Genomic DNA, 22,519 nt, shown 5'->3' with positions numbered 1-22,519 from the left:
TCGCCCCGCTTTCCGCCCACCACCGCTCATGGCATCGCCACAAGCTGACGGTGATGTTCCGTACCCGGCCGGTACTCGGCGGAACCCACTCCCCCGGGCGACGGCCGCGGCCGTCGACGCCTTCCCGTCGTGTCCGCCCTCTCCCTTTTCGGCTCCGACGGCCCGACACTTCCCGTATGCCGAGAGGGCGCCTGCCGAGGGCACTGATGTGGACGACGCTGGCCGCGCTGACGCTGCCCGTCGCGGGCTGCGAAGCGGGCGGCGGGGTTCCGGCCGCCCCGTCGCCCTCCGCGGCCGCACAGCGGCCCTCCAGGGCCTACAAGGATGGACACCTCACGTTCACCTTGCTGTCCCTGCGTTGTGGCCTTACGGCTGTCTCGGGGTCGCACAGTGAGGCGCAGCCGGACGGTCAGTTCTGCGCTGTCCGGCTGCGGGTGGAGAACAAGGACCCCGAGTTCCACACGTACGTGGTCGCGCGCCAGCGCCTGGAGGGCGTCGCCGGCCGGCGCGGACGGGCGGACACCTTCGCGATGGCGGTACGGCGGCAGCACGACCAGGTCGAGATCGGCGGCCACGATCTCGTCGAGGTCGAGATCTGGTACGACGTGCCGCGCGACGCGAAGGTGACGGGCGTGCGCGTCTCGGGCGACCGGGACCGGGCGGGCTTCATGGACAGCAGTCCGGTGGAGCACGCCCCGGAGGGCGTGCTCATCCCGATGAAGCCACTCGTGGGCTGGTGAGGCGTCAGCGGGCCGCCGAGGCGGTCGGCCCGCGGGCCGTCGGCCGGCCCGTGCGGCGGTCGGCCCTACTTGAGGCCGAGCGCGGAGCAGGCCGCCTTGTAGTCGGCCGTGCAGATGTCGGACGCCTTGTAGATGCCGTCCGCGATGACGGTGTCCTTGATGTTGTCCTTGGTCAGCGCGACCACGCTCACCAGCAGCGAGGGGATGTCCTTGTTCGTGGGGCTGTCGACCTTGTCGCGGGTCAGGGCGTCGAACTGGATGTCGTGACCCTGGATCCGGGCGACGGCCATCTGCGCGGCGGCCTCGGCCTCCTCCGGGTACGACTTGTAGACGCTCATGTACTGCTGGCCGGCGACGATCCGCTGGACACCCGCGAGCTCCGCGTCCTGGCCGGTGATCGGCGGCATGTTGCTGACACCCGCGGCCTGGAAGGCCTTGATGACACCGCCGGCCATGCCGTCGTTGGCCGCATAAACGCCGGCGATGTTGCTCTTGCCGATCCGCTCGATCGCCTTGGTCATCTTGGCCTGGGCCACGTCGGGGTTCCAGTCCTTGGTGTCCCAGGTGTCGGCGATGACCACCTTGCCGTCGAGCTCGGAGAGCGCGCCCGCCTTGAACTGCTTGGCGTTCGGGTCGGTGGGCGAACCGTTGACCATGACGATCTTGCCGGAGGTGTTGTCCACCTGCTCGGCCAGGGTGCGCCCCTGCACCTCGCCGACGAGCTCGTTGTCGAAGGAGATGTACGCGTCGATCGGGCCCTCGGACAGACGGTCGTAGGCGATGACCGGGATGCCCGCGTCCTTGGCCTTCTTCACCATGGCCGCGATGGCGTGCGAGTCGACGGCGTCCAGCAGGATGATGTCGACCTTGTCGTCGATCATCTTCTGCATCTGGGTCGCCTGCACGTCCGCGTCGGAGCCGGCGTTGGCGTACGCGGTCCGGCCCTGGTTGTTGGTCAGGGAAGCGACCTTCGCCTTGATGATGGGGTAGTCGAAGTCCGCGTAGCGCGTGTTCGTCTTCTCCGGCATCAGGATGCCCACCGTGACGTCGTTGCCCTTCGTCGGGCTCGCTTCGGCAGCGCTCCCCGATGCGTCGAGCATGCCGCAGCCTGCCAACGAGAGGGTCATGGTGGACGCGGCCACGGCTATGGCGATACGACGCATTCGGGGGCTCACTTCAAGTGCGATCCGGACATGGGTACGGCATGGTGACCCAGGTGTCTGAAAAGCCAACGCGTCAACAACGGTCGGCGTCAAGCCGAAGCACTTAACGAGATAGCAACATCATGCTCCGCTTCGCTCACAGTCGGTCGTGAACGCCCTGATCATTCTTCGCCAAACACCCTTTTACGGCCCCTTCACCCAATGGAAGTTCACGGAAAAGTAAAGTTTCACACAGTCCATCACCGCTCGGTCGAACCATGATCACGAAGGGTGTCGGCAGCCGCCCCGACAGGGTCGGGGCGGGCGGGACGAACCCGGCCGAACGGTGCGGCGCCGCGCCGACCGCCGCCGGGTTCCCGCCACCGGCCGCACGCGAAGGGGCCCGGGAGACATCTCCCGGGCCCCTTCACACACGTGCCGTCGCGTCGTACCGCCGCGTCGCGGCCCTCAGTCCGAGGACCCCGGCCGCTTCGGCCGCCACACCACCAGCGCGCTGGTCTGCTGGACCTCCTGGTACGGGACCAGGTCCCGCCGGTAGGAGGCGTGCACCGCGGCCTCGCGCTGTCGCATCGCGGCCGCCGCACCCTCCAGCGCCGCCTCCATCTCCGCCACGCGGGACTGGAGCGCCGCCACCTGGTTCTCCAGTTCGATGATCCGCTTGATACCGGCCAGGTTGATGCCCTCGTCCTGCGACAACTGCTGGACGGTGCGCAACAGTTCGATGTCGCGGGCCGAGTAGCGCCGGCCCCGTCCGGCCGTGCGGTCGGGGGAGACCAGACCCAGACGGTCGTACTGACGCAGCGTCTGCGGATGCAGACCGGAGAGCTGGGCCGCCACCGAGATGACGTAGACCGGGGTCTCCTCGTTCAGTTCGTACGGGTTGCGCCGACGGCCGTCCATCACGCTCAAGCTCCCTTCGCGGCCTCGAACAGCTCCGCCCGCGGGTCCTCCCCCGCGGTCGCCTCGCGATACGCCTCCAGTGCGTCACGAGCATTCCCCGACAGATCCTTCGGAACACTCACCTCGACGGTGACCAACAGGTCGCCGCGGGTGCCGTCCTTGCGGACCGCCCCCCTGCCACGGGCGCGCATGGTGCGGCCGTTGGGGGTGCCCGGGGGGAGCTTCAACGTCACCGGCGGACCACCGAGGGTCGGGACCCGCACCTCGCCGCCGAGTGCCGCCTCCGTGAACGTCACCGGGACGGTGACGGTGAGGTTGTCGTCCTTGCGGCCGAACACCGGGTGCGCGTCGACGTGCACGACGACATACAGGTCGCCCGCCGGCCCGCCCCGCTCACCGGGCGCGCCCTTGCCGCGCAGCCGGATCCGCTGCCCGTCGGTGACGCCCGCCGGGATGCGGACCTGCATGGTGCGCGAGGACTTGGCACGGCCGCTGCCCTTGCACTCCATGCAGGGGTGCTCGGCGATCAGGCCGCGCCCCTTGCAGTCCGGGCAGGGGTCCGTCAGCGAGAAGCCGCCGCCGGAGCCCCGCGCCACCTGTCCGGTGCCGACGCAGGTCGGGCACACCCGCGGGGTGCCGTTCTTGTCGCCGGTGCCGGAACAGGCCTTGCACGCCTGCTGCGAGGTCATCCGCAACGGGACCGTCGCGCCCTCGATCGCCTCCGTGAAGCTGAGCGTGACCTCGGTGTCGATGTCCTGGCCGCGCCGGGGCTGGGTGCGCGTGCCGGTGCCCGCGCCACCCCGGTTGAACAGGCCCCCGAAGACGTCGCCGATGCCGCCGCCGAAGCCGCCGGCACCACCGCCGCCCTGCGGGCCGCCGCCGAAGAGGTCGCCCAGGTCGAAGTTGAAGTTGCCGCCGCCCGCGCCCGGTCCCGGGCGGAACCCGCCGGCACCGAAGAGGGCGCGGGCCTCGTCGTACTCCTTGCGCTTCTTGGGGTCGCCGAGGACGTCGTTCGCCTCGGAGATCTCCTTGAACCGCTCCTCGGCCTTGTCGTTGCCCTTGTTGGCGTCCGGGTGGAACTCGCGGGCGAGCTTCCGGTACGCCTTCTTGATCTCGGCCTCGGTCGCGTCCTTGGGGACGCCGAGAACCTTGTAGTAGTCCTTCTCGATGAAGTCCTTGGTGCTCATCCCCGACGCCCCTCCTTCCGCTTCCGTGTCTGAGCGTCAGCCCTCGTCCGGGCCACCGCTCTCCTTGTCGTCACCCGTCTCGGCCGAGTCCTCGGCCTTGACCGTCTGCGCCCCCGGCTGGGGCTCGGCCACCGCCACCCGCGCGGGGCGGATGGTGCGCTCGCCGAACCGATACCCGGGCTGCAGAATCGCCACGCACGTCGTCTCGGTGACGTCCGGTGCGTAACTGTGCATCAGGGCCTCGTGGATCGTCGGGTCGAAGGGCTCGCCCTCCTTGCCGAACTGCTGCAGACCCATCTTCGCCGCGACGGTCTCCAGCGACTCCGCGACGGACTTGAACCCGCCGACCAGCTCGCCGTGGTCCCGCGCGCGCCCGATGTCGTCGAGCACGGGCAGGAGCTCGGTCAGGAGGTTCGCGATGGCGATCTCCCGGACCGCGATCCGGTCCCGCTCGACCCGGCGACGGTAGTTCTGGTACTCGGCCTGGAGCCGCTGGAGGTCCGTCGTGCGCTCGCCGAGCGCCGTGCGCACCTGGTCCAGCTGGGCCACCAGGGCCGCGGTCCGGTTCGCGTCCCCGGCCGGGGCCGCCGCCTCCTCCGCGGAGGGAGCGGCGGCCGTCGGCTCGGCGTCGTCAGAGGTGGCGCCGGAGGGGACGTCGGGCTTCTCTTCAAAGCCCGGGGTCTCCTCCGTCACGCGACACCGTCCCGGCGCTCGTCGTCGACGATCTCGGCGTCCACGACGTCGTCGTCGGCGCGGGCCTCACCGGCACCGGCGGACGCGCCACCGGCGGCCTGCCCGGCCTGGGCGTCGGCGTACATCGCCTGGCCCAGCTTCTGCGAGACGGCGGCGACCTTCTCCGTGGCGGTGCGGATCTGGGCGGAGTCCTCGCCCTTGAGCGCGGCCTTCAGCTCCTCGACGGAGGCCTCGACCTCGGTCTTGATCTCGCCCGGGACCTTGTCCTCGTTGTCCTTGAGGAACTTCTCCGTCTGGTAGACGAGCTGCTCGCCCTGGTTGCGGGCCTCGGCCGCCTCACGGCGGGCGTGGTCCTCGTCCGCGTACTTCTCGGCCTCCTGGCGCATCCGGTCGACCTCGTCCCTCGGCAGCGAGGAGCCGCCGGTGACGGTCATCTTCTGCTCCTTGCCGGTGCCGAGGTCCTTGGCCGTGACGTGCATGATGCCGTTGGCGTCGATGTCGAAGGCGACCTCGATCTGCGGCACGCTGCGCGGGGCCGGCGGAAGACCGGTCAGCTCGAACATGCCGAGCTTCTTGTTGTACGCCGCGATCTCGCGCTCGCCCTGGTAGACCTGGATCTGCACGGACGGCTGGTTGTCCTCGGCCGTGGTGAAGATCTCGGACCGCTTGGTCGGGATCGTCGTGTTCCGCTCGATGAGCTTGGTCATGATGCCGCCCTTGGTCTCGATACCGAGGGACAGCGGGGTCACGTCGAGGAGCAGGACGTCCTTGACCTCACCCTTGAGGACACCGGCCTGGAGCGCGGCGCCGATGGCGACGACCTCGTCCGGGTTCACGCCCTTGTTGGCCTCGTTGCCGCCGGTCAGCTCCTTGACGAGCTCGGCGACGGCGGGCATACGGGTCGAGCCGCCGACGAGGACGACGTGGTCGATCTCGGACAGCGCGATGCCGGCGTCCTTGATCACGTTGTGGAACGGCGTCTTGCAGCGCTCCAGCAGGTCGGCCGTCAGCTGCTGGAACTGGGCGCGCGTGAGCTTCTCGTCCAGGTGCAGCGGGCCCTCGGCGGAAGCCGTGATGTAGGGCAGGTTGATCGAGGTCTCGGTGGACGAGGACAGCTCGATCTTGGCCTTCTCGGCGGCCTCGCGCAGACGCTGGAGCGCCATCTTGTCCTTGGCGAGGTCCACACCGTGGCCGGAGCGGAACTGCTGCACCAGGTAGTCGACGACGCGCTGGTCCCAGTCGTCACCACCGAGGTGGTTGTCACCGTTGGTGGCCTTCACCTCGACGACGCCGTCGCCGATCTCCAGGAGGGACACGTCGAAGGTGCCGCCACCGAGGTCGAAGACGAGGATCGTCTGGTCGTCCTTGTCGAGGCCGTAGGCGAGCGCGGCCGCGGTGGGCTCGTTGACGATACGAAGGACGTTGAGACCGGCGATCTCACCGGCTTCCTTCGTCGCCTGGCGCTCGGAGTCGTTGAAGTACGCCGGGACGGTGATGACCGCGTCGGCCACCTTCTCGCCCAGGTACGCCTCGGCGTCGCGCTTCAGCTTCTGCAGGATGAACGCGCTCATCTGCTGCGGGTTGAAGTGCTTCCCGTCGAGCTCGATCTTCCAGTCGGTGCCCATGTGGCGCTTCACCGAGCGGATGGTCCGGTCCACGTTCGTGACCGCCTGGCGCTTGGCGACCTCGCCGACCAGCACCTCGCCGTTCTTCGCGAAGGCGACGACGGACGGCGTGGTCCGGGCACCCTCGGCGTTGGTGATGACGGTGGGCTCGCCGCCTTCAAGAACGCTTACGACGGAGTTAGTCGTGCCCAGGTCGATGCCGACCGCACGTGCCATGGTGATTTCCTCCAGCTGACTTGAGTGGAACGGACTCAAGTGTGCACGACGGCCACCCCGCGGTCAACAGAGCTGAGCCATGGCGACTCAACTCTTATCCGTTCCTTACACGCAACTGGGCTCTGACCTGCGTAGATGCGGGGCGTCGCGACCCGTTCACCGGAAATCGAAGCACCCCCCACAGGGCGATCAGCACCACCACGGCCACCCAGAGCGCGGCTTGAGCACCGATCCACCCGGTGTGCACCAGCACCCCGACGAGCACCGCCGGGACCGCCGCGGCACCGAGCACCACCGTCGCCCCCTGCGGGGTGAGCCCGAGCCGGCGCAGCCGGTGGCCGAGATGGTCGGGCCCGCGGCGCAGCAGCGGACGGCCGGCGATCCGCCGCGCCAGGACCACGAGGACGGCGTCGGCGGCCGCGACCGCGGTGAGCGCGAACAGCACGCCCACGCTGGAGCCGAACCCGTACCCGGCGCGGACCTGCACGGCGGCCGAGGCGAGCACGAAACCGGTGAACAGCGACCCGCAGGCACCGAGACCGACCCGCGCGGGATGCCAGTTGTGCATGAGGAAGCCGGTCAGCGCGGCGGCCAGCACACTGAGCAGCACCGCGAGCCCGTCCATGACCTCGGCGGCGGCGCAGGCGCCCGCCCCGAAGGCGGTGACGACCCCGACGGTGCCCACGAGCCCGTCGGCGTGGTCGAGCCCCTTGAAGGCGACCGTCACGCAGACGATCCAGGCCACGGCCGGCAGCCCGGCGGCCACCCCCGTCTCCGTGTACGGCACGACGCAGGCCGCCGCCACGGCCGTACCGACGGCGAGGAACCGCGTCTTGAGCCGCCACACGTCGGCGACCAGCCCGAGCGCGGCGACCGCGGCGCCCGCGCCGAGCAGCTGCCCGATCCCGGTGCCGAGCGGCGCGACCCCCGTCCAGTCGCCCGCCGCCGCGACGGCGCAGGTGGCCGCCACCACGGCCACTCCCCCGAACAGCGGCAACGGCCGCTGCCGTCGTCGGTCGACCACCCCGAGCCGACGGGCGGGCGCCCGGAGCAGCGCCGCGAGGACGGCGGCGAGGAGGAGGGCGGCGGTGGCGGCGGTGATCCCGTAGAGCACGGATATAAGTTAGAGGTAAATGTACCAATTTGGTACGAATAACACGATCGGATCGCGAGCACTCCGGACCACCTCGAATCGCCCCTGGATCAGCCCCGGACCGGCCCTGGATCAGCCCCGGACCGGCCCCGCGACCCGGATCGTGAGGCAAGCCTCAGCGACACAGATCACCGAGCGGCTGACTACAGTGCGGCGGAGGATGCGGGTAGTCTCAGACGGACTGCATAAGTTACCGCTTAGTAATCTCGATCGAGAATCCCTCGCAGGCCCGAGGAGCCCCGAAATGCAACTCGCCGCGATCATCGTGTCGCTGGTCCTGACCGTGGTCGGCGTGGCGCTGCTCGCACGCGCCGTCGGCCAGTTCGTCCGGTACTTCAAGCTGGGACAGCCCGTGCCCGCCGGGAGCCGGACGGACAACCCCTACCAGCGCAGCGTGACGCTGGTCCGGGAGTTCCTCGGCCACACCCGGATGAACCGGTGGGGCATCGTGGGCTTCGCGCACTGGTTCGTGGCCGTCGGCTTCCTGACGCTGCCGCCGACCCTGGCGCAGGCCTTCGGACAGCTCTTCCAGGCCGACTGGATGCTGCCGGTCATCGGCGACTTCCTGCCGTTCGAGATGTACACCGAGTTCATCGGCGTGATGACCGTCCTCGGCATCGTCGTCCTGATGGCGATCCGGCTGCTGAACCTGCCCTCGCGACCGGGCCGCAAGTCCCGCTTCACGGGTTCCAAGTCCGGCCAGGCGTACTTCGTCGAGTACGTCATCCTCACCATCGGCCTGGCCATCTACACCCTGCGCGGCCTCGAGGGCGCCATCCACCACGTCGACGGCTACGAGGCCGGCTACTTCGCCTCGTACCCGCTGGTGCTGGCCTTCAAGGGCCTGAGCGTCGGCACGCTCCAGAACCTGGTCTACCTGGTCGCCATGATCAAGATCAGCGTCTCCTTCATCTGGATGATCGTGGTGTCGCTGAACACCAACATGGGCGTCGCCTGGCACCGCTTCCTGGGCTTCCCGAACATCTGGTTCAAGCGCGACGCGACCGGCGGCACGGCCCTCGGCGCACTCCAGCCGATGACCTCCGGCGGCAAGCCGATCGACTTCACCGACCCCGGCGACGACGACGTCTTCGGCGTCTCCCAGGTCGAGCAGTTCTCCTGGAAGGGCCTGCTCGACTTCTCCACCTGCACCGAGTGCGGACGCTGCCAGTCGCAGTGCCCCGCCTGGAACACCGGCAAGCCGCTCTCCCCGAAGCTGCTGATCATGTCGCTGCGCGACCACGCGCACGCCAAGGCCCCCTACCTGCTGGCCGGCGGCGGCAAGACGATGGAGGGCGAGGAGAAGGCGTCCGAGGAGCAGCTTGCGGGCGTGCCCGCGGCCGCCCTCGCCGAGGCCGAGCGCCCGCTGATCGGCACCGCGGAAGAGAACGGCGTCATCGACCCGGACGTCCTGTGGTCCTGCACCACCTGCGGCGCCTGCGTCGAGCAGTGCCCGGTGGACATCGAGCACGTCGACCACATCGTCGACATGCGCCGCTACCAGGTCATGATCGAGTCCAGCTTCCCCTCCGAGGCGGGCACGATGCTCAAGAACCTGGAGAAGAAGGGCAACCCCTGGGGCCTGGCCAAGAAGCAGCGCCTGGAGTGGACGAAGGAACTCGACTTCGAGGTGCCGGTCGTCGGCCGCGACATCGAGGACCTCACCGAGGTCGAGTACCTGTACTGGGTCGGCTGCGCGGGCGCTCTGGAGGACCGGGCCAAGAAGACCACGAAGGCGTTCGCCGAACTCCTCAACATCGCGGGCGTCAAGTTCGCGATCATGGGCGGCGACGAGAAGTGCACCGGTGACTCCGCCCGCCGCCTCGGCAACGAGCCCCTGTTCCAGGAGCTCGGCATGGAGAACGTCGCCGCGCTGAACATGGCGTTCGGCGAGGAGACGGACGACGAGGGCAACGTCACCGAGGAGTCGCGCAAGCCCAGGTCGGCGAAGAAGATCGTCGCCACCTGCCCGCACTGCCTCAACACCATCGGCAACGAGTACCCGCAGCTCGGCGGCGACTACGAGGTCATCCACCACACCCAGCTGCTCCAGCACCTGGTGGACGAGGGCAAGCTGGTCCCGGTCACCCCGGTCGAGGGCATCATCACCTACCACGACCCCTGCTACCTGGGCCGCCACAACAAGATCTACACGCCGCCGCGCGAGATCATGACCGCCGTCCCGGGCCTGCGCCAGCAGGAGATGCACCGCCACAAGGAGCGCGGCTTCTGCTGCGGCGCCGGCGGCGCGCGGATGTGGATGGAGGAGCGGATCGGCAAGCGCATCAACAACGAGCGCGTCGACGAGGCCCTTTCGCTGAACCCGGACATCGTCTCCACCGCCTGCCCGTTCTGCCTCGTCATGCTGACCGACTCGGTCAACGGCAAGAAGAACGAGGGCAAGGCCAAGGAGTCCGTCCAGGTCGTGGACGTCGCCCAGCTGCTGCTCGAGTCCGTCAGGACGCCGGTCGCGGACGAGCCCCCGGCGGGCGAGTCGCAGTCGGAGAGCGAGCCGGAGCCGGAGCCGGTGAAGTAACCGCCGTTCCCACCCGCCGACGCCCCCTGACCCGCCTGCCGGGCAGGGGGCGTCGGCGTACGCGCTCTCCGGGCCGCACGCGCTCCTCCCGCCGTACGCACCGCAGTTGCCGTCACGCGGACGGAGGACACCGCCGCCGCGCCTCACCGATCCCGCGCGCAAGCCCCCGGCCCCTCGGAAAAACCCCCGGGACCCCCCTTAGGGGATGTCACAGCTCGGCAGCAAAGCCCGGCCCTGAACCCCCGTCCTGGCCCCTCACCCTCCGGGACCAGGTACGTTCGAAGGCGTGGCTGGATTCAGGAACGGACGCGGCGGCCGGGACGACCGCGCCCCGCAAGCGCGACCGCACAACCCTCCGTACGGACAGCAGGCCCCCCAGGGACCGCCGTCCTACGGCTACCCGTCGGCTCCGCAGCCGTACCCGCAGCAACCGCAGTACCGGGGCGGCCAGCAGCCGCCGCACGGCGGCTCCGGCGGGGCCCAGTGGCCGCAAGGCGGACAGGGCGGACAGGGCAGCGGCGAGCCGGAGTACTTCGGCGCGGCCGACCCGTACGGCGCCCCGCACGACCCGTACGCGGCGAACCAGCCGGGGCACACCCAGGCGTTCTCCATCGACGAGCACGCCTCCTACAACCAGGGCGGCACCTACCACGCGGGCGCCGCGCAGCCCTCGGCCCCGGTCGGCCCGCCGCTGCACTGGAAGGCGCTGCTGAGGGGCATCGTGACCGCCCCCGACCAGACCTTCCTGCGGATGCGCGACTACACGATGTGGGCCCCGGCCCTGATCGTGACGTTCCTCTACGGCCTGCTCGCGGTCTTCGGCTTCGACGGCGCCCGCGAGGACGCGATCAACGCCACCCTCTCCAACGCCGTCCCGATCGTCCTGATGACGTCGGTCGCGATGGTGATCAGCGCCTTCGTCCTCGGCGTGGTCACCCACACCCTGGCCCGCCAGCTCGGCGGCGACGGCGCCTGGCAGCCCACCGTGGGCCTGTCGATGCTGATCATGTCCCTCACGGACGCGCCGCGACTGCTGCTGGCCATGTTCTTCGGCGGCAACGCGACCTTCGTCCAGGCCGTGGGCTGGGCGACCTGGGTGGCCGCCGGAGCGCTGCTGACCATGATGGTCCGCCGCTCCCACGACCTGCCCTGGCCCAAGGCGCTGGGCGCGTCGGCGATCCAGCTGATCGCGCTGCTGTCGATCGTGAAGCTGGGCACGTTCTGAGGACCTGTCCGGCCCGCACCCGACAGAAGGGGCTCACCGTCCGCACGGACGGTGAGCCCCTTCTGTCACCTCGGTCGTCCCGCCCCGTCAGCGATCTTGCTTCGGATACGGTGACGCAACCGCCCGAGGGAGAACCGATCATGAAATGGAAGTCGCCGGGACCGCCCGCATCAACCGCACTTGCCCTGTCGGCCGTCCTGCTCACGGGCTGCGGCAGCCCCGCGGCCAAGTCCACTCCGCTCTCGGCGACTTCGGCGTCGGCTTCCGTGGCGGCCGAGCCGGTCCCGGCGAAGGCCCGGGCCGCCGAAGCGGTCAAACTCGCCGTCGAGGACCGCATATCCGCGGACGAGGCGACGTTCGGTTCCGGCACGCAGTCGCCCTGCGCGGCAGCATCGCCCCAGTTGTTCACCGCGAAGTGCGAGGCGGCGGCCCGGGCCACGGCGAAGGCCGCCGACCTGGCCCTGGACCGGATCGACGGACGCAAGGGATTCACGACGCTGGACTCCGTCGCGCGCAAGCTGCGGACAGCCGTCGACACCTACGACCGCCTGGGCTGCGCGACGGGTCCGACCGCGGCGGACACCCGTCACGCGTGCCTCGGCCCGGCAGCCGTGATCGCCCAGGGCTTCGACGACCTCCGGGACGGGGCGAACGCGGCCCTGGCAGGCCGGTAGCGGCCTGCGGAGAAGCCACGGGCACGACGGGCGGCGCCACAAACCGTACGGCCCGCCCCGGCGACTCGGGTCAGAGCGCTTCCCGGTTCGGCCGGGCGGCCTCTCCCGACCTGTGGACGGGCGGCAGAACGCTCCAGGGAAAGTTGATCCACGCGCCCGTGCGCTTCCACACGTACTCGCACTTGACGAGGGAGTGCGGCTTCTCGTAGATCACCGCGGAGCGGACCTCGGCGACGTGCTCGACGCAGAAGTCGTGCACGAGCTTGAGGGTCTTGCCGGTGTCGGCGACGTCGTCGGCGATCAGCACCTTCTTGTCGGTGAAGTCGATCGCGTTCGGTACGGGCGCCAGCATGACCGGCATCTCCAGCGTCTCGCCCACGCCCGTATAGAACTCGACGGACACGAGGTGGAGGTTCTTGCAGTCGAGGGCGTAGGCGAGCCCGCCGGCCACGAAGACGCCCCCGCGGGCGATGGAGAGCACGATGTCCGGCTCGAACCCGTCGTCGGCGACCGTCTGCGCGAGCTCGCGGACGGCGACGCCGAACCGCTCGTAGGTCAGGTTCTCCCGCTCGCCCTCGGCGCTCATACCTGCGTCCGGTGGAAGTCGATGAAGGAGCGGGAGGCGGTCGGACCGCGCTGCCCCTGGTACCGCGAGCCGTAGCGCTCACTGCCGTACGGGGCCTCGGCGGGCGAGCTGAGCCGGAACATGCAGAGCTGCCCGATCTTCATTCCCGGCCACAGCTTGATGGGAAGGGTCGCGAGGTTGGACAGCTCCAGCGTCACGTGTCCCGAGAACCCGGGGTCGATGAACCCCGCGGTGGAGTGCGTGACGAGCCCGAGCCGTCCCAGCGAGCTCTTGCCCTCGAGCCGGGAGGCGAGATCGTCGGGAAGCGTGATGACCTCGTACGTGCTGGCGAGCACGAACTCCCCGGGGTGGAGGATGAACGGCTCGTCGCCCTCGGGCTCCACCAGCCGGGTCAGGTCGGCCTGCTCGACGGAGGGGTCGATGTGGGGGTACCGGTGGTTCTCGAACACCCGGAAGAACCGGTCGAGGCGCACGTCGATGCTGGACGGCTGCACCATGGATTCGTCGTAGGGATCGATCCGCACCCGCCCGGCGTCGATCTCGGCCCGGATGTCCTTGTCTGAGAGAAGCACGTCCCGAGGATACGCAAGGCGCGCGGACCCACCACCATCGTGGCGTCCCCGCGCGCCTGCCCTCACGGTCCGTTCCGGCCGTCACGTCGTCGGCCGGCCGCCGACACCTGCCGCCGACACGGCCTCACGCACGCGGCAACGGCCGCTGCCACTACTGCCGCTGAGGCGCGAGGCCGACGGGCACGGAGCTGCGCAGCCGCGCGCAGCGCGGGCACCGGACGAGCCGCCCGGGACCGAGCCGCCCGGCCTGCTGCATCGGGAACGAAGTGGTGTTGAACACGTGCCCATCGGCACAACGGACGACGGTGCGCTCCATCAAGTCCTGAGGTCCCTTCCCCATAAGAGGCGCGTCCGGCCGGGATGCCCTGACGCCAAAAGCCACATTACGGGATGAAGCGGGTGACTCTCCAGGAACCATCTCACACACCGGGCCCCCATCCCGCCCCTCCACGGTACGCCCTCAACTCCCGCCCCACACAGCCCCGTCACTCCCCTGAAGCGCACGGAGGCCCCGCGGCTTCAGCGCCGGGGGCCTGGCATGAGGTACAGTGAGCGAGCATTCGGACACCGGATCAATCGGCGTCTTACGCGGGTGTAGTTTAATGGTAGAACATCAGCTTCCCAAGCTGAGAGCGCGAGTTCGATTCTCGTCACCCGCTCCACGAAGAAGGCCCAGGTCATCGACCCGGGCCTTTTTGCTTTCCATCGTGATCAGTTGCCGCGTGCCAGATCCGTGCCAGAACGCCGATCGTCTGGATCACCGGTGTCTTCCACCGGCACGGCGGCAGCCTTCCGGCGAGCCTTGCGGACGGTCGCGTCGAGGCCGGCAGCGACCTCTTCCTGTCGCTCGTCGTCGGAGTGCTGAGAGAAGCCCTACCTGCCGCAAGTCCCGAATCGGGTTCGGCGAGCCAAGTCTGTTGATGAATTGACGATAGTGGCCGCGAGTGGGCCTGCAATCCCCTACCTCACGTCTTGCTCAGACCTCTGCTGCAGCATCCCCCAGCACGACACAGCCCTCTGTGCAACAGCCCCCTGAACTCGACGACGGCGAAACACTCGCCGGCCGTCAGAGCGCGACCAACGGCAACGCCACCCTCGAGTTCAGCAAGGGCGGAAGAGGCGACGCCCTCATCGTCGCAGTGCGCTGCCAGGGCCAGGGGAAGATCAAGGTGGCGGTGCCGTCCGTCCACGTCTCCTTCTCCCTGGAGTGCGTCGCAGGCCAAGTCGGCACCACCTACAACCAGGTGGCAGTCAGCGGTGTGGACCGCAGCGGCACCGTATCCGTCACAGCCCCTTCAGCCGTCCACTGGTCCGTAACCATCGGACGCGGCGCTCCGGCCGAGGAAGGGTCACCGCCGGGGATCGACATGTCAGGCGCCGGCCAGAACCAGACAAAACCCAAGTTCCGCCAGCCGGCAGAGCTGATCGGCCACTTCGAGCAGAGCAATTCGAGCCCGGTCACACAACCGGAGCCAGGACCGGGCCGACGGGAACCGATGGGGTCGACTGTTCGGCCCAGACGATCTTCCCGGTGGGGGTGAAGCGGGTTCCCCACCGGTCGGCGAGCTGGGCGACGATGAAGATCCCGCGACCCCCTTCGTCCGTGGCCGTCGCGTAGCGCAGATGCGGGGTGGTACTGCTGCTGTCGCCGACCTCCACCACCAGGCTCGTATCGCGCAGAAGGCGAAGGCGCAAAGGGGGTGCCCCGTAACGGATGGCGTTGGTGACCAGCTCGCTGAGGATCAGCTCGGTGGCGAATGCCGTCTCCTCCAGGTTCCAGTCGGCCAGCTTCGCAAGCACCTCGGCGCGCACGTCGGCCACCGCGGAGGGAACGGCCGGGACGTCCCATTCGGCGATACGGTCCCGGGGCAACGCGCGGGTTCGGGCGACCAGGAGAGCGGCGTCATCGACCGAACGGGCGGGCAGTACCGCCTCCAGGATCCTCTCGCACGTCTTCTCCGGCTCGGTCCCCACGCCGGAGAGCGTGTCGCACAGCAGCTTCAAACCGGCCCCGATGTCACGGTAACGGTTGTGGATGAGCCCGTCGGTGTAGAGCACGAGCTGCGTGTCCTCCGGCAGCCTCCGATCGACGGCCTCGAAGCGCAGGCCGCCTACGCCGAGCAGGGGGCCTGCGGGCAGATCGACGATCTCCACGCGGCCGTCCGGATAGACGACGGCGGGTGGAAGATGACCGGCTCTTGCCATCGTGCAGCTACAGGAGACCGGGTCGTAGATCACATACAGACACGTGGCCGCGACGGTTCCCTCCTCGCTGTCGCCCGCCTCCGCGTCCAGCTGACTGACCACGTCGTCGAGGCGGGCCAGCAGCTCGTCGGGCGGCAGGTCGAGGGTGGAGAAACTGCGGACCGCGGTACGCAGTCGCCCCATCGTGACCGCGGAGCTCAGACCGTGGCCGACCACGTCCCCGACCACCAGGGCGGTGCGGAATCCCGGGAGAGGGATCACGTCGAACCAGTCCCCGCCGACCTCGGCCTCGGCGGGCACGTACCGGAACGCCGGCCGGACCGTGCCGGTGTCCGGCAGCGCACGAGGCAGCAAGCTGCGCTGCAGCGTGGTGGCGATGGCGTGCTCGCGGGTGTAGCGGCGGGCCAGTTGCGAGACCGCGAGGCCGACGACGAGCAGCAGTCCGGCGGTGACGACGTCGTCCGCGTTGTTGAAATGGATGAAGCTTTTGTACGGAGTCGTGAAGAAATAGACGAACCACAAGGCGGCGGAAAGGGCCGTGAGGACCGCGACCCACCGGTGGCCGAGGGCGGCCACCGCCGCGACGACGAACATCAGGATCAGGGCCACGTTCGTCTGGGACAAGGTGGCTCGGTCGGTTGCCAGGAGCGCGCACACGGCGAGTGGGACTGCTATTGCCACGAGGAGCGCGGCCAACCCCTTGACTGGACCACGAGGCATGTACACCTCCTTCCCCTCTGGTGTAGCAGGGGTCACGTGGCGCGGCCAGCCGATACGGGAGTTCGCGGACGGTCTCGGCATCCCGTGGATCCGACCTTTCCCCGGGATGCGGCGTGAGCCCGGAGCGCCGCGCGCCGTCCCCTCGTGCGCCACGAGGGCGCCTGGAGTGATCCACGGGACGAACCGGGCCGGAGGCTCGTGGCGCAGCACTTCCTCGACGAGCGGGACGGCCAGGTCCGCCGTCGCGACGCCCGGCCCGCCCTAGTCGCCCGAGAAGCCGAAGATTCCCAGGTGGGTGGGCTCGTCGTCGGAGTGGAGGACTACGTAGTAGCCGGTCCAGCGCATCCGGCACTCGCCGAGCAGGCTGCGTTCGTGCTCCTCGTGGCTCGCGGGCGCGGCGGCGGCGACGAGCCTCTCGTACTGCTCGACCGTGGGCCGGTCCGTACCGAAGTGGTGGACCACGCGGTCGGACGCCAGCGGGCGCAGGGTGTTGTAGTCGGAGACGCGGAGCTCCGTCGGCGGGTCGTCCGTGGCGACGACCCTGTCGATGTCGAGGATCGTGTGGGTGCCCTCCTCCCCCATGAACTCCTCGTCCTCCCAAAGCTCCGCAAGGCTCCGGTACTCCGAGCCGTCGCCGTACTTCTCCTGGAAGACCCTGGCGTGCAAGGCGTCCAGGGCCGCCGCGGCATCCCCGTCGTACTCGGTCACGTAGTCCCACCCGCTGGCACCCATCGAGCTCCCCTCCCTGACGGCTGTGTACGGCCGGAACGCTAGCGGCGGGGACTGACAGCGCCCCCTTGCCCAGCACAGGCCAAAGACAGGTCATGCACAGGTAAAATGCTATGCTCCGGCCACTCGCCTGGGGGGTGCCCGAGCGTCATCCGTACCGCATGTCCGTGACCTGCGGTGCGCCGGCCCGCGCACGCGTCTCTCCATGCCTTCCATGCCTTCCATGGCTTCGCCTACCGTCCGGAGAGATCCCGCATGGGCAGACGTGCGCTCGTACGAGGCGCCACCGCCGCCGCTGTCTCCTTCACCCTGGCCGTCGGTCTCGACGTGCTGACCGTCGCCGGTGCGCACGCGGCGACGGTCACCGGAGAGGCGGTCGTGCCGGCCACCACGTCCCCGGTCCCTCGGACGGGTCTGCTGAGCGCGGGGCCCTCGGGGTTCCTCCGGTACGAGGAGGGCCGCGGCCAGCTGTGGACGACGTACGACGGGGCCGACACGGTCGTCGACGCCTCGGGCACGGACGCGTACGGCGTCACGAGCGCGGGCGCGGGTTCGGACGTCGTCGCGCACTTCGACAGCTCGGCCAGGGTCGTGACGCTGCGGAACATGGCGTCCGATCGGACCAGTACGGTCGCGCTGCCCGAGGGGTACTTCTACTTCAGCACGCTCGGGTCGACGGTCGTCACCACGACGGGGACCCCGGGCGACTCCCAGTGGCATCTGCTGGACGCCCGGGACGACGGCTCCGTCTCGGACCGCACGGTGGAGGGCGTGCCCTCCGGCGTCTACACGCAGTCCGCCGCCGGGCTGGGCGACGCGCGCGGACAGGTGGTGCAGTACCGCAAGGGCGACGACTACGTCATCGGGTGGCTCGACATCGAGCGGGCGCGCTTCACCGCCCTGCCGTACACCGTGCAGGCGTGGTACTACCTGGTCGCGCTCAGCCCCACCCATCTGGTCTGGTACTACGACGGCACCCTGTACGTCGCCTCCCGCCAGAACCCGGCCGCCGCCCTGCGGAAGGTCGCGGTCGGCGACATCATGCAGGTGCTGGGCATGGTCGGCGACAACGTGATCGTGTCGCGGTACGACTCCTCCCTGGGCCGCAGGGACACCTACCGCGCGGTCTCGCGCGTCGAGGCCGTCCCGCTCGACGGCTCCGCGCCGCAGACGCTGCTGGCCCGCACGTCGCGGGAGGCCGTGGCGACTCCGGACGGCGGGCTCCTGGTGACGGGCGGCAGCGACCCGGACCACTGGGGCGTCTCCCTCGTCGAGGCCGCCGCGGGCGGCGGGGTCACCGTGCGCCGGATCGCGGACGCCTACCCCCAGCGGGCCGCCCACACGGTCTCCCGTCTGACGCTCTCGCAGGGCCGGCTGACGACCGTCGAGCAGGACCCCGTGGGTGACTGGACGTATCTGCGCACCCGGGAGACCGGAGTGGCCGACTCCCCCACGGCGGGGGCCGCCGTCACCCGCGGCCGCATCGTGACGGAGAACTACACGGCGGGCCGTCCTTATCTCCTCGACACCGGCGACGGCCGGACGGTCCTCCACGGCTTCGGCACGGAACCCGGCGACCAGCCCCAGCTCCTCGAGACGGGCCGGTCCCTGCCCGGTACCCGGATCGACGGCTCCCGCACCTATCAGACCGCGGTCGCGGCGGACGGCCGCTTCGCCGCCCTGGCCAGGCCGTACGACAGCACGGGCACGTCGGAGACCCGGGTCGTCGACGTCGACTCCGGGCGCACGGTGTTCACGACGACGGAGAGTGTGGCGGCGATCTGGGGCACCACCGTGTGGGTGATGTCCGGCCATGACGGAGTGGACGCGTACGACCTGCTCACCGGGAAGCAGGGCGAGTCCGTGTGGTTCGGGCGCGGCTGTCTGCTGAACGACTTCCAGGCGGTCGGCCGGTGGCTGCTGTGGAACTGCGTCCGCGACTCGGAGGGCACGGGGGTCTACGACACCGTCACCAAGCGGAATCTGAAGCTCGCGGACGGCTCGTTCCCGGCACCGGCGCAGCTCGGCGACGGCTTCGTCGCGACGGCCGAGGGCGGGCAGCTCAAGGTGATCGACGTGCGCGGCGGGACGCCCGTGGCGCACACCGCCGGTGTCTTCGAGGGCAACGCCTGGGACGTCGACCCGTACACCGGTGTGATCGCCCAGCTCCGTTCCGACAACTCCGTCCGGCTGACCGCGAGCGACGTCCCCGTCTCCGCCCTGGTCCAGCGTGACGCCACCGTCGCCGCCTCGGCGGACGTCAAGGGCGGCGCCGCGTCATGGAGCCCGAAGTGGTGGCTGAACAAGCCCGCGGGTTCCTGGACCCTGGTGATCGGCGACCGGTCCGGCAAGGCCGTGCGCACGCTCTCCGGCGGCCTGGCACGCGGTGTGGTGAGCCCGGCCTGGAACGGCAAGGACGGCTCCGGCCGGCTGGTGGCCAACGGCGCCTACAGCTGGAAGCTGACCGTCACCCCCGCGGACGGGCAGGGCGCGGCGCTGACCAGGACGGGCGCGGTCAAGGTCACCGGCGCCGCCGCGGTCCACCGCGACTTCGTCGGGTCGGACGGCTTCGGCGAGCTGCTGACGCTGAACGGCTCGGGCGGGCTGACGTACCAGTACGGGGCGGGGAAGGGCACGTTCACCGGGAAGCTGACGGGCTCCGGGTGGCCGACGACCGTGAAGGCGGTGCCCTTCGGCGACCTGAACGGCGACCGCTGCAACGACGTGCTGGTGCGGTTCGGCAACGGCACCCTGCGCGCCTACCGGCCCGCGTGCGGGGCGGCGCCGACGCCTTCCACCGCGTACACCTCGCTGGGCACGGGCTGGAACCAGTACGACGTGCTGACCTCGCCCGGGGACCTCAGCGGTGACGGCCGGGCCGACCTGATCGCCCGCCAGGCCTCGACCGGCGACCTCTACCTGTACACGGCGACCAGCACGGGCAAGCTCGCCGCCAGGATGAAGATCGGGTCCAAGTGGACGGCCTACAAGAAGATCGTGGGCGCGGGCGACCTCAACGGCGACGGCCGCGGCGACCTGCTGGCGCAGGACAGGTCGAACGACGTGTGGCGCTACGACGGCACCGGGACCGGCAAGCTCAAGAGCCGCGTGAAGGTCTTCGACAACTGGGGCTCGTCGTACAACGTGGTCGTGGGCGTCGGCGACATCACCGGGGACGGCCGCGCCGACCTCGTCGCCCGCGACACCTCCGGTGCCGTCTGGCGCTACGCGGGCACCGGCAAGGGCTCCTTCGGCGGCCGGACGAGGATCGCCACCGGCTGGCAGGGGTACAAGGGCGTGTTCTGAGCCGGCGCTTCCCCTCGACTGCCCCGACGGGCCCGGACGCCGAGTGCGTCCGGGCCCGTTCCCTGTACCGGGGCGGTTCGGCCGTGGCTCAGCCCGAGCAGTTCGGGACGGGGACGTCGCTGCCCGCGCAGTTGGTGGGGGCGTTGCCGCGGACCCGGGAGTTGATCAGGGCGACGGTGCCGCCGGTGTTGAGGACCCCGCCGGGGGCGAGGGTGGACGAGTTGCTGTTGATGTTGCTGTCGGTGACGGTCGTCGAACTGGTTCCGAAGGAAGCGGAGAAGTTGGCGACGCCTCCGGCCCGTCCGGCGGTGTTCTCGTTGACGTTGGTCCGCAGGATCCGCAGGGTGCCGTCGTTGGCCGCGCCGCCGCCGATGGCGCCGGCGTGGTTGTCGATGATGCGGCTGTCGGTGATGGTCATGTCGCCGTCGTTGGCGACGCCGCCGCCGTTCACGGTGGCCATGTTGTCCATGATGTTGGTGCGATCGATCCGGGTGACGGAATTCTGTCCGCCGCCGATCCCGCCCGAGAAGTTGGCACGGTTGTCGCGGATGGCGCTGCCGGTGACGGTCAGCCTGCCGTGGTTCGCGATGCCGCCGCCGAAGTCGGGCGCGTCGCCGTTGGTGATGGTGGCGTCGCTCAGCATGAGATTTCCGCTGGAGCCGACGGAGAGGATGCCGAAACTGGCCGCGGATTCGCGGGTGATGGTGCTGTTGCGGGCGTTGATGACGATCGTGTTGGTGATCTCCGGCAGGGGCGCGGTGAGCGCGTAGGTGCAGCCCGGCGACAGCACCAGGGTTCCGCCTCCCGTGTTGGCGTCGGTGATCGCGTCGAACAGGGCGCTCTCACTGCACGGGACATTGGGCTTCGGCGCGGCGGGGGCGGCCGTGGCCAGTACGGCGGGGGACGCGGTGGCCAGCAGCGTGGCCGCCGCTGCGACACACATCGCCTGTACGGAACGTGCCGACGGCTTGCGGATGGACATGAGCAGGTGGCTCCTTCGGAAGTCCCGGATCTCACGGGGTGCTCCCGGCGCCGAGGTCGACGGCGCCGTGGCTCGGGGGGCAGGGCCGATGCTGCCCGCGCCGACCCCCGCGGTGGAGGATTCGGGCGCGTGGTCCCCTCGGACGGTGCAGCCGTTTCCACCCGACGGCCGACGGTCGAACGTCGATGGCCGACAGCCGGCGCCCTGTGAGCTGCGGCCGACGGCGGTCGAGGTGAGCAGCCGGTACCCGACGGCCGTACAACGTGGCACGGCGACCCGGTCCCCCATGGCGGCGCGACACGGCGACCCGGCCCGGTTGTCCGCGAACTCTCCCGGGATTGTCCGTGATCGGTAACGGACGGATCCCCAGGCCGGCTTTCTTCGTCCTGCCAAGTGGTCGCACGGCGACCGGGGATCCGACGAGGCACTGGGCGAAAGCGGGGCGGACATGGCACGGCACGGCGGGGTGCGCGGCTGGTACGGCAAGATGATCGGGGCGGCACTCGGGGTGACGATGTTCGCCGTCGGTGCCTCGCTGTGGACCGCGCAGGCCGACGCCGTGCACGAACCCTCGCCGAAGGCGACCGCCTCGGCCAGCCCGAGCGAGGCCGTCAAGGCGGTCGAGATCACCATCGCGCACGCCTCGGACAAGGGGGCGCACGGAGTCAACATCACCATCGACGACGGCCCCGACCCCGCCTGGACCCCCCAAGTGCTCGACGTGCTGAGGGAGTACGGGGTGAAGGCCACGTTCTGCATGGTGGGGACGCAGGCGCAGGCCCACCCCGACCTGGTGAAGAAGGTGGTCGCGGCCGGGCACCGGCTGTGCGACCACACCGTGTCGCACGACACCTCCATGGACAAGAAGCCCTTCGCCTACCAGTCCAAGGAGATACTCGACGCCGAACGCATGATCACCGAGGCGTCCGGGGGCGTACGGCCGATGTACTACCGCGCTCCCGGCGGCGCGTTCACCCCCGAGAGCCGCAAGCTCGCCGCTTCCCGGGGCATGCGCCCGCTGGGCTGGAACGTGGACACCAAGGACTTCGAACACCCGGGTGCGGACGCCATCGTCGCCACCGTCCAGCGGGAGATCCCCAACGGGCCGACGATCCTCTTCCACGACGCGGGCGGCGACCGCGCCCAGACCGTCGAGGCCCTGCGCCGCGTCCTGCCCTGGCTCAAGGAGCAGGGCTACACCTTCGGCTTCCCGGTGCGCTGAACGGTGCGCTGAACCACCGGCCGGGTGCCGGACGGACCCAGGGGGCGAGCCGGCGGCTCGCCCCCTGGTCTTTGGGTATCCGGGT

At 70.0% G+C, this 22,519-nt stretch carries 18 protein-coding genes and 1 tRNA gene; 7 read left to right on the top strand and 12 right to left on the bottom strand.

The window, feature by feature from the left end; genetic code table 11:
• The first annotated feature begins 176 nt into the window (after positions 1-176).
• Positions 177-740, top strand: coding sequence for a DUF4352 domain-containing protein (locus ACWC24_RS03895; RefSeq protein ID WP_450661229.1), 564 nt, complete (start codon positions 177-179; stop codon positions 738-740).
• Positions 741-805: 65 nt separating this feature from the next.
• Here ACWC24_RS03895 and ACWC24_RS03890 read toward each other — a convergent pair whose 3' ends face one another.
• From ACWC24_RS03890 to ACWC24_RS03865, 6 genes are all read right to left on the bottom strand, one after another.
• Positions 806-1,903 carry a sugar ABC transporter substrate-binding protein gene (locus ACWC24_RS03890; RefSeq protein ID WP_450661228.1) on the bottom strand — a complete coding sequence of 366 codons (1,098 nt, stop codon included), beginning with the start codon at positions 1,901-1,903 and terminating at the stop codon, positions 806-808.
• A gap of 447 nt (positions 1,904-2,350) precedes the next feature.
• Positions 2,351-2,803 (bottom strand): heat shock protein transcriptional repressor HspR, encoded by a 453-nt coding sequence (locus ACWC24_RS03885; protein ID WP_450661420.1) that lies wholly within the window; start codon positions 2,801-2,803, stop codon positions 2,351-2,353.
• A gap of 5 nt (positions 2,804-2,808) precedes the next feature.
• A complete protein-coding gene (gene dnaJ, locus ACWC24_RS03880; RefSeq protein ID WP_450661227.1) occupies positions 2,809-3,990 on the bottom strand; it encodes a molecular chaperone DnaJ in 1,182 nt (393 codons plus the stop codon).
• Between the two features lie 36 nt (positions 3,991-4,026).
• The gene (gene grpE / locus ACWC24_RS03875; protein WP_450661226.1) at positions 4,027-4,683 is read right to left on the bottom strand and encodes a nucleotide exchange factor GrpE; all 657 of its coding nucleotides are present in this window, start codon (positions 4,681-4,683) and stop codon (positions 4,027-4,029) included.
• A complete protein-coding gene (gene dnaK, locus ACWC24_RS03870) occupies positions 4,680-6,524 on the bottom strand; it encodes a molecular chaperone DnaK (RefSeq protein WP_450661225.1) in 1,845 nt (614 codons plus the stop codon). The genes grpE and dnaK overlap by 4 nt, the downstream gene beginning before the upstream one ends.
• Before the next feature lie 94 nt (positions 6,525-6,618).
• A complete protein-coding gene (locus ACWC24_RS03865; RefSeq protein WP_450661224.1) occupies positions 6,619-7,638 on the bottom strand; it encodes an MraY family glycosyltransferase in 1,020 nt (339 codons plus the stop codon).
• Positions 7,639-7,921: 283 nt separating this feature from the next.
• Here ACWC24_RS03865 and ACWC24_RS03860 point away from each other — a divergent pair, with 283 nt between their 5' ends.
• From ACWC24_RS03860 to ACWC24_RS03850, 3 genes are all read left to right on the top strand, one after another.
• Entirely contained in the window at positions 7,922-10,213 is a 2,292-nt protein-coding gene (locus ACWC24_RS03860; RefSeq protein ID WP_450661223.1) for a heterodisulfide reductase-related iron-sulfur binding cluster, read from the top strand.
• Between the two features lie 286 nt (positions 10,214-10,499).
• On the top strand, positions 10,500-11,438 hold the full coding sequence (locus ACWC24_RS03855) for a Yip1 family protein (RefSeq protein ID WP_450661222.1): 939 nt from the start codon (positions 10,500-10,502) through the stop codon (positions 11,436-11,438).
• Between the two features lie 140 nt (positions 11,439-11,578).
• On the top strand, positions 11,579-12,112 hold the full coding sequence (locus ACWC24_RS03850; RefSeq protein ID WP_450661221.1) for a hypothetical protein: 534 nt from the start codon (positions 11,579-11,581) through the stop codon (positions 12,110-12,112).
• Positions 12,113-12,182: 70 nt separating this feature from the next.
• Here the strand turns inward: ACWC24_RS03850 and ACWC24_RS03845 are convergent, their stop codons facing one another.
• From ACWC24_RS03845 to ACWC24_RS03835, 3 genes are all read right to left on the bottom strand, one after another.
• Positions 12,183-12,698 carry a phosphoribosyltransferase gene (locus ACWC24_RS03845; RefSeq protein WP_450661220.1) on the bottom strand — a complete coding sequence of 172 codons (516 nt, stop codon included), beginning with the start codon at positions 12,696-12,698 and terminating at the stop codon, positions 12,183-12,185.
• Positions 12,695-13,270, bottom strand: coding sequence for a dCTP deaminase (dcd, locus tag ACWC24_RS03840; RefSeq protein WP_450661219.1), 576 nt, complete (start codon positions 13,268-13,270; stop codon positions 12,695-12,697). The genes ACWC24_RS03845 and dcd overlap by 4 nt, the downstream gene beginning before the upstream one ends.
• 151 nt (positions 13,271-13,421) lie before the next feature.
• Complete coding sequence (locus ACWC24_RS03835) at positions 13,422-13,610, bottom strand: hypothetical protein (RefSeq protein ID WP_450661218.1); 189 nt, start codon at positions 13,608-13,610, stop codon at positions 13,422-13,424.
• A 248-nt stretch (positions 13,611-13,858) separates the two neighbouring features.
• On the opposite strand from ACWC24_RS03835, the gene ACWC24_RS03830 reads away from it, so the two are divergent.
• A tRNA-Gly gene (locus ACWC24_RS03830) sits at positions 13,859-13,932 on the top strand.
• A 796-nt stretch (positions 13,933-14,728) separates the two neighbouring features.
• On the opposite strand, the gene ACWC24_RS03825 is transcribed toward ACWC24_RS03830, so the two are convergent.
• Together ACWC24_RS03825 and ACWC24_RS03820 are read right to left on the bottom strand one after the other, a co-directional pair.
• Positions 14,729-16,195, bottom strand: coding sequence for an ATP-binding SpoIIE family protein phosphatase (locus ACWC24_RS03825; RefSeq protein WP_450661217.1), 1,467 nt, complete (start codon positions 16,193-16,195; stop codon positions 14,729-14,731).
• A gap of 261 nt (positions 16,196-16,456) precedes the next feature.
• Complete coding sequence (locus ACWC24_RS03820) at positions 16,457-16,927, bottom strand: hypothetical protein (RefSeq protein WP_450661216.1); 471 nt, start codon at positions 16,925-16,927, stop codon at positions 16,457-16,459.
• A 252-nt stretch (positions 16,928-17,179) separates the two neighbouring features.
• On the opposite strand from ACWC24_RS03820, the gene ACWC24_RS03815 reads away from it, so the two are divergent.
• Positions 17,180-20,230 (top strand): FG-GAP-like repeat-containing protein, encoded by a 3,051-nt coding sequence (locus tag ACWC24_RS03815; RefSeq protein WP_450661215.1) that lies wholly within the window; start codon positions 17,180-17,182, stop codon positions 20,228-20,230.
• Positions 20,231-20,318: 88 nt separating this feature from the next.
• Here ACWC24_RS03815 and ACWC24_RS03810 read toward each other — a convergent pair whose 3' ends face one another.
• Positions 20,319-21,212 carry a hypothetical protein gene (locus ACWC24_RS03810; protein ID WP_450661214.1) on the bottom strand — a complete coding sequence of 298 codons (894 nt, stop codon included), beginning with the start codon at positions 21,210-21,212 and terminating at the stop codon, positions 20,319-20,321.
• A 448-nt stretch (positions 21,213-21,660) separates the two neighbouring features.
• On the opposite strand from ACWC24_RS03810, the gene ACWC24_RS03805 reads away from it, so the two are divergent.
• Positions 21,661-22,434, top strand: a complete 774-nt coding sequence (locus ACWC24_RS03805) for a polysaccharide deacetylase family protein (RefSeq protein ID WP_450661213.1) — start codon at positions 21,661-21,663, stop codon at positions 22,432-22,434.
• Positions 22,435-22,519 lie beyond the last annotated feature (85 nt).

It is taken from the genome of Streptomyces sp. NPDC001443 (assembly GCF_053597355.1).
This window is presented reverse-complemented; position numbering and strand designations above follow the sequence as displayed.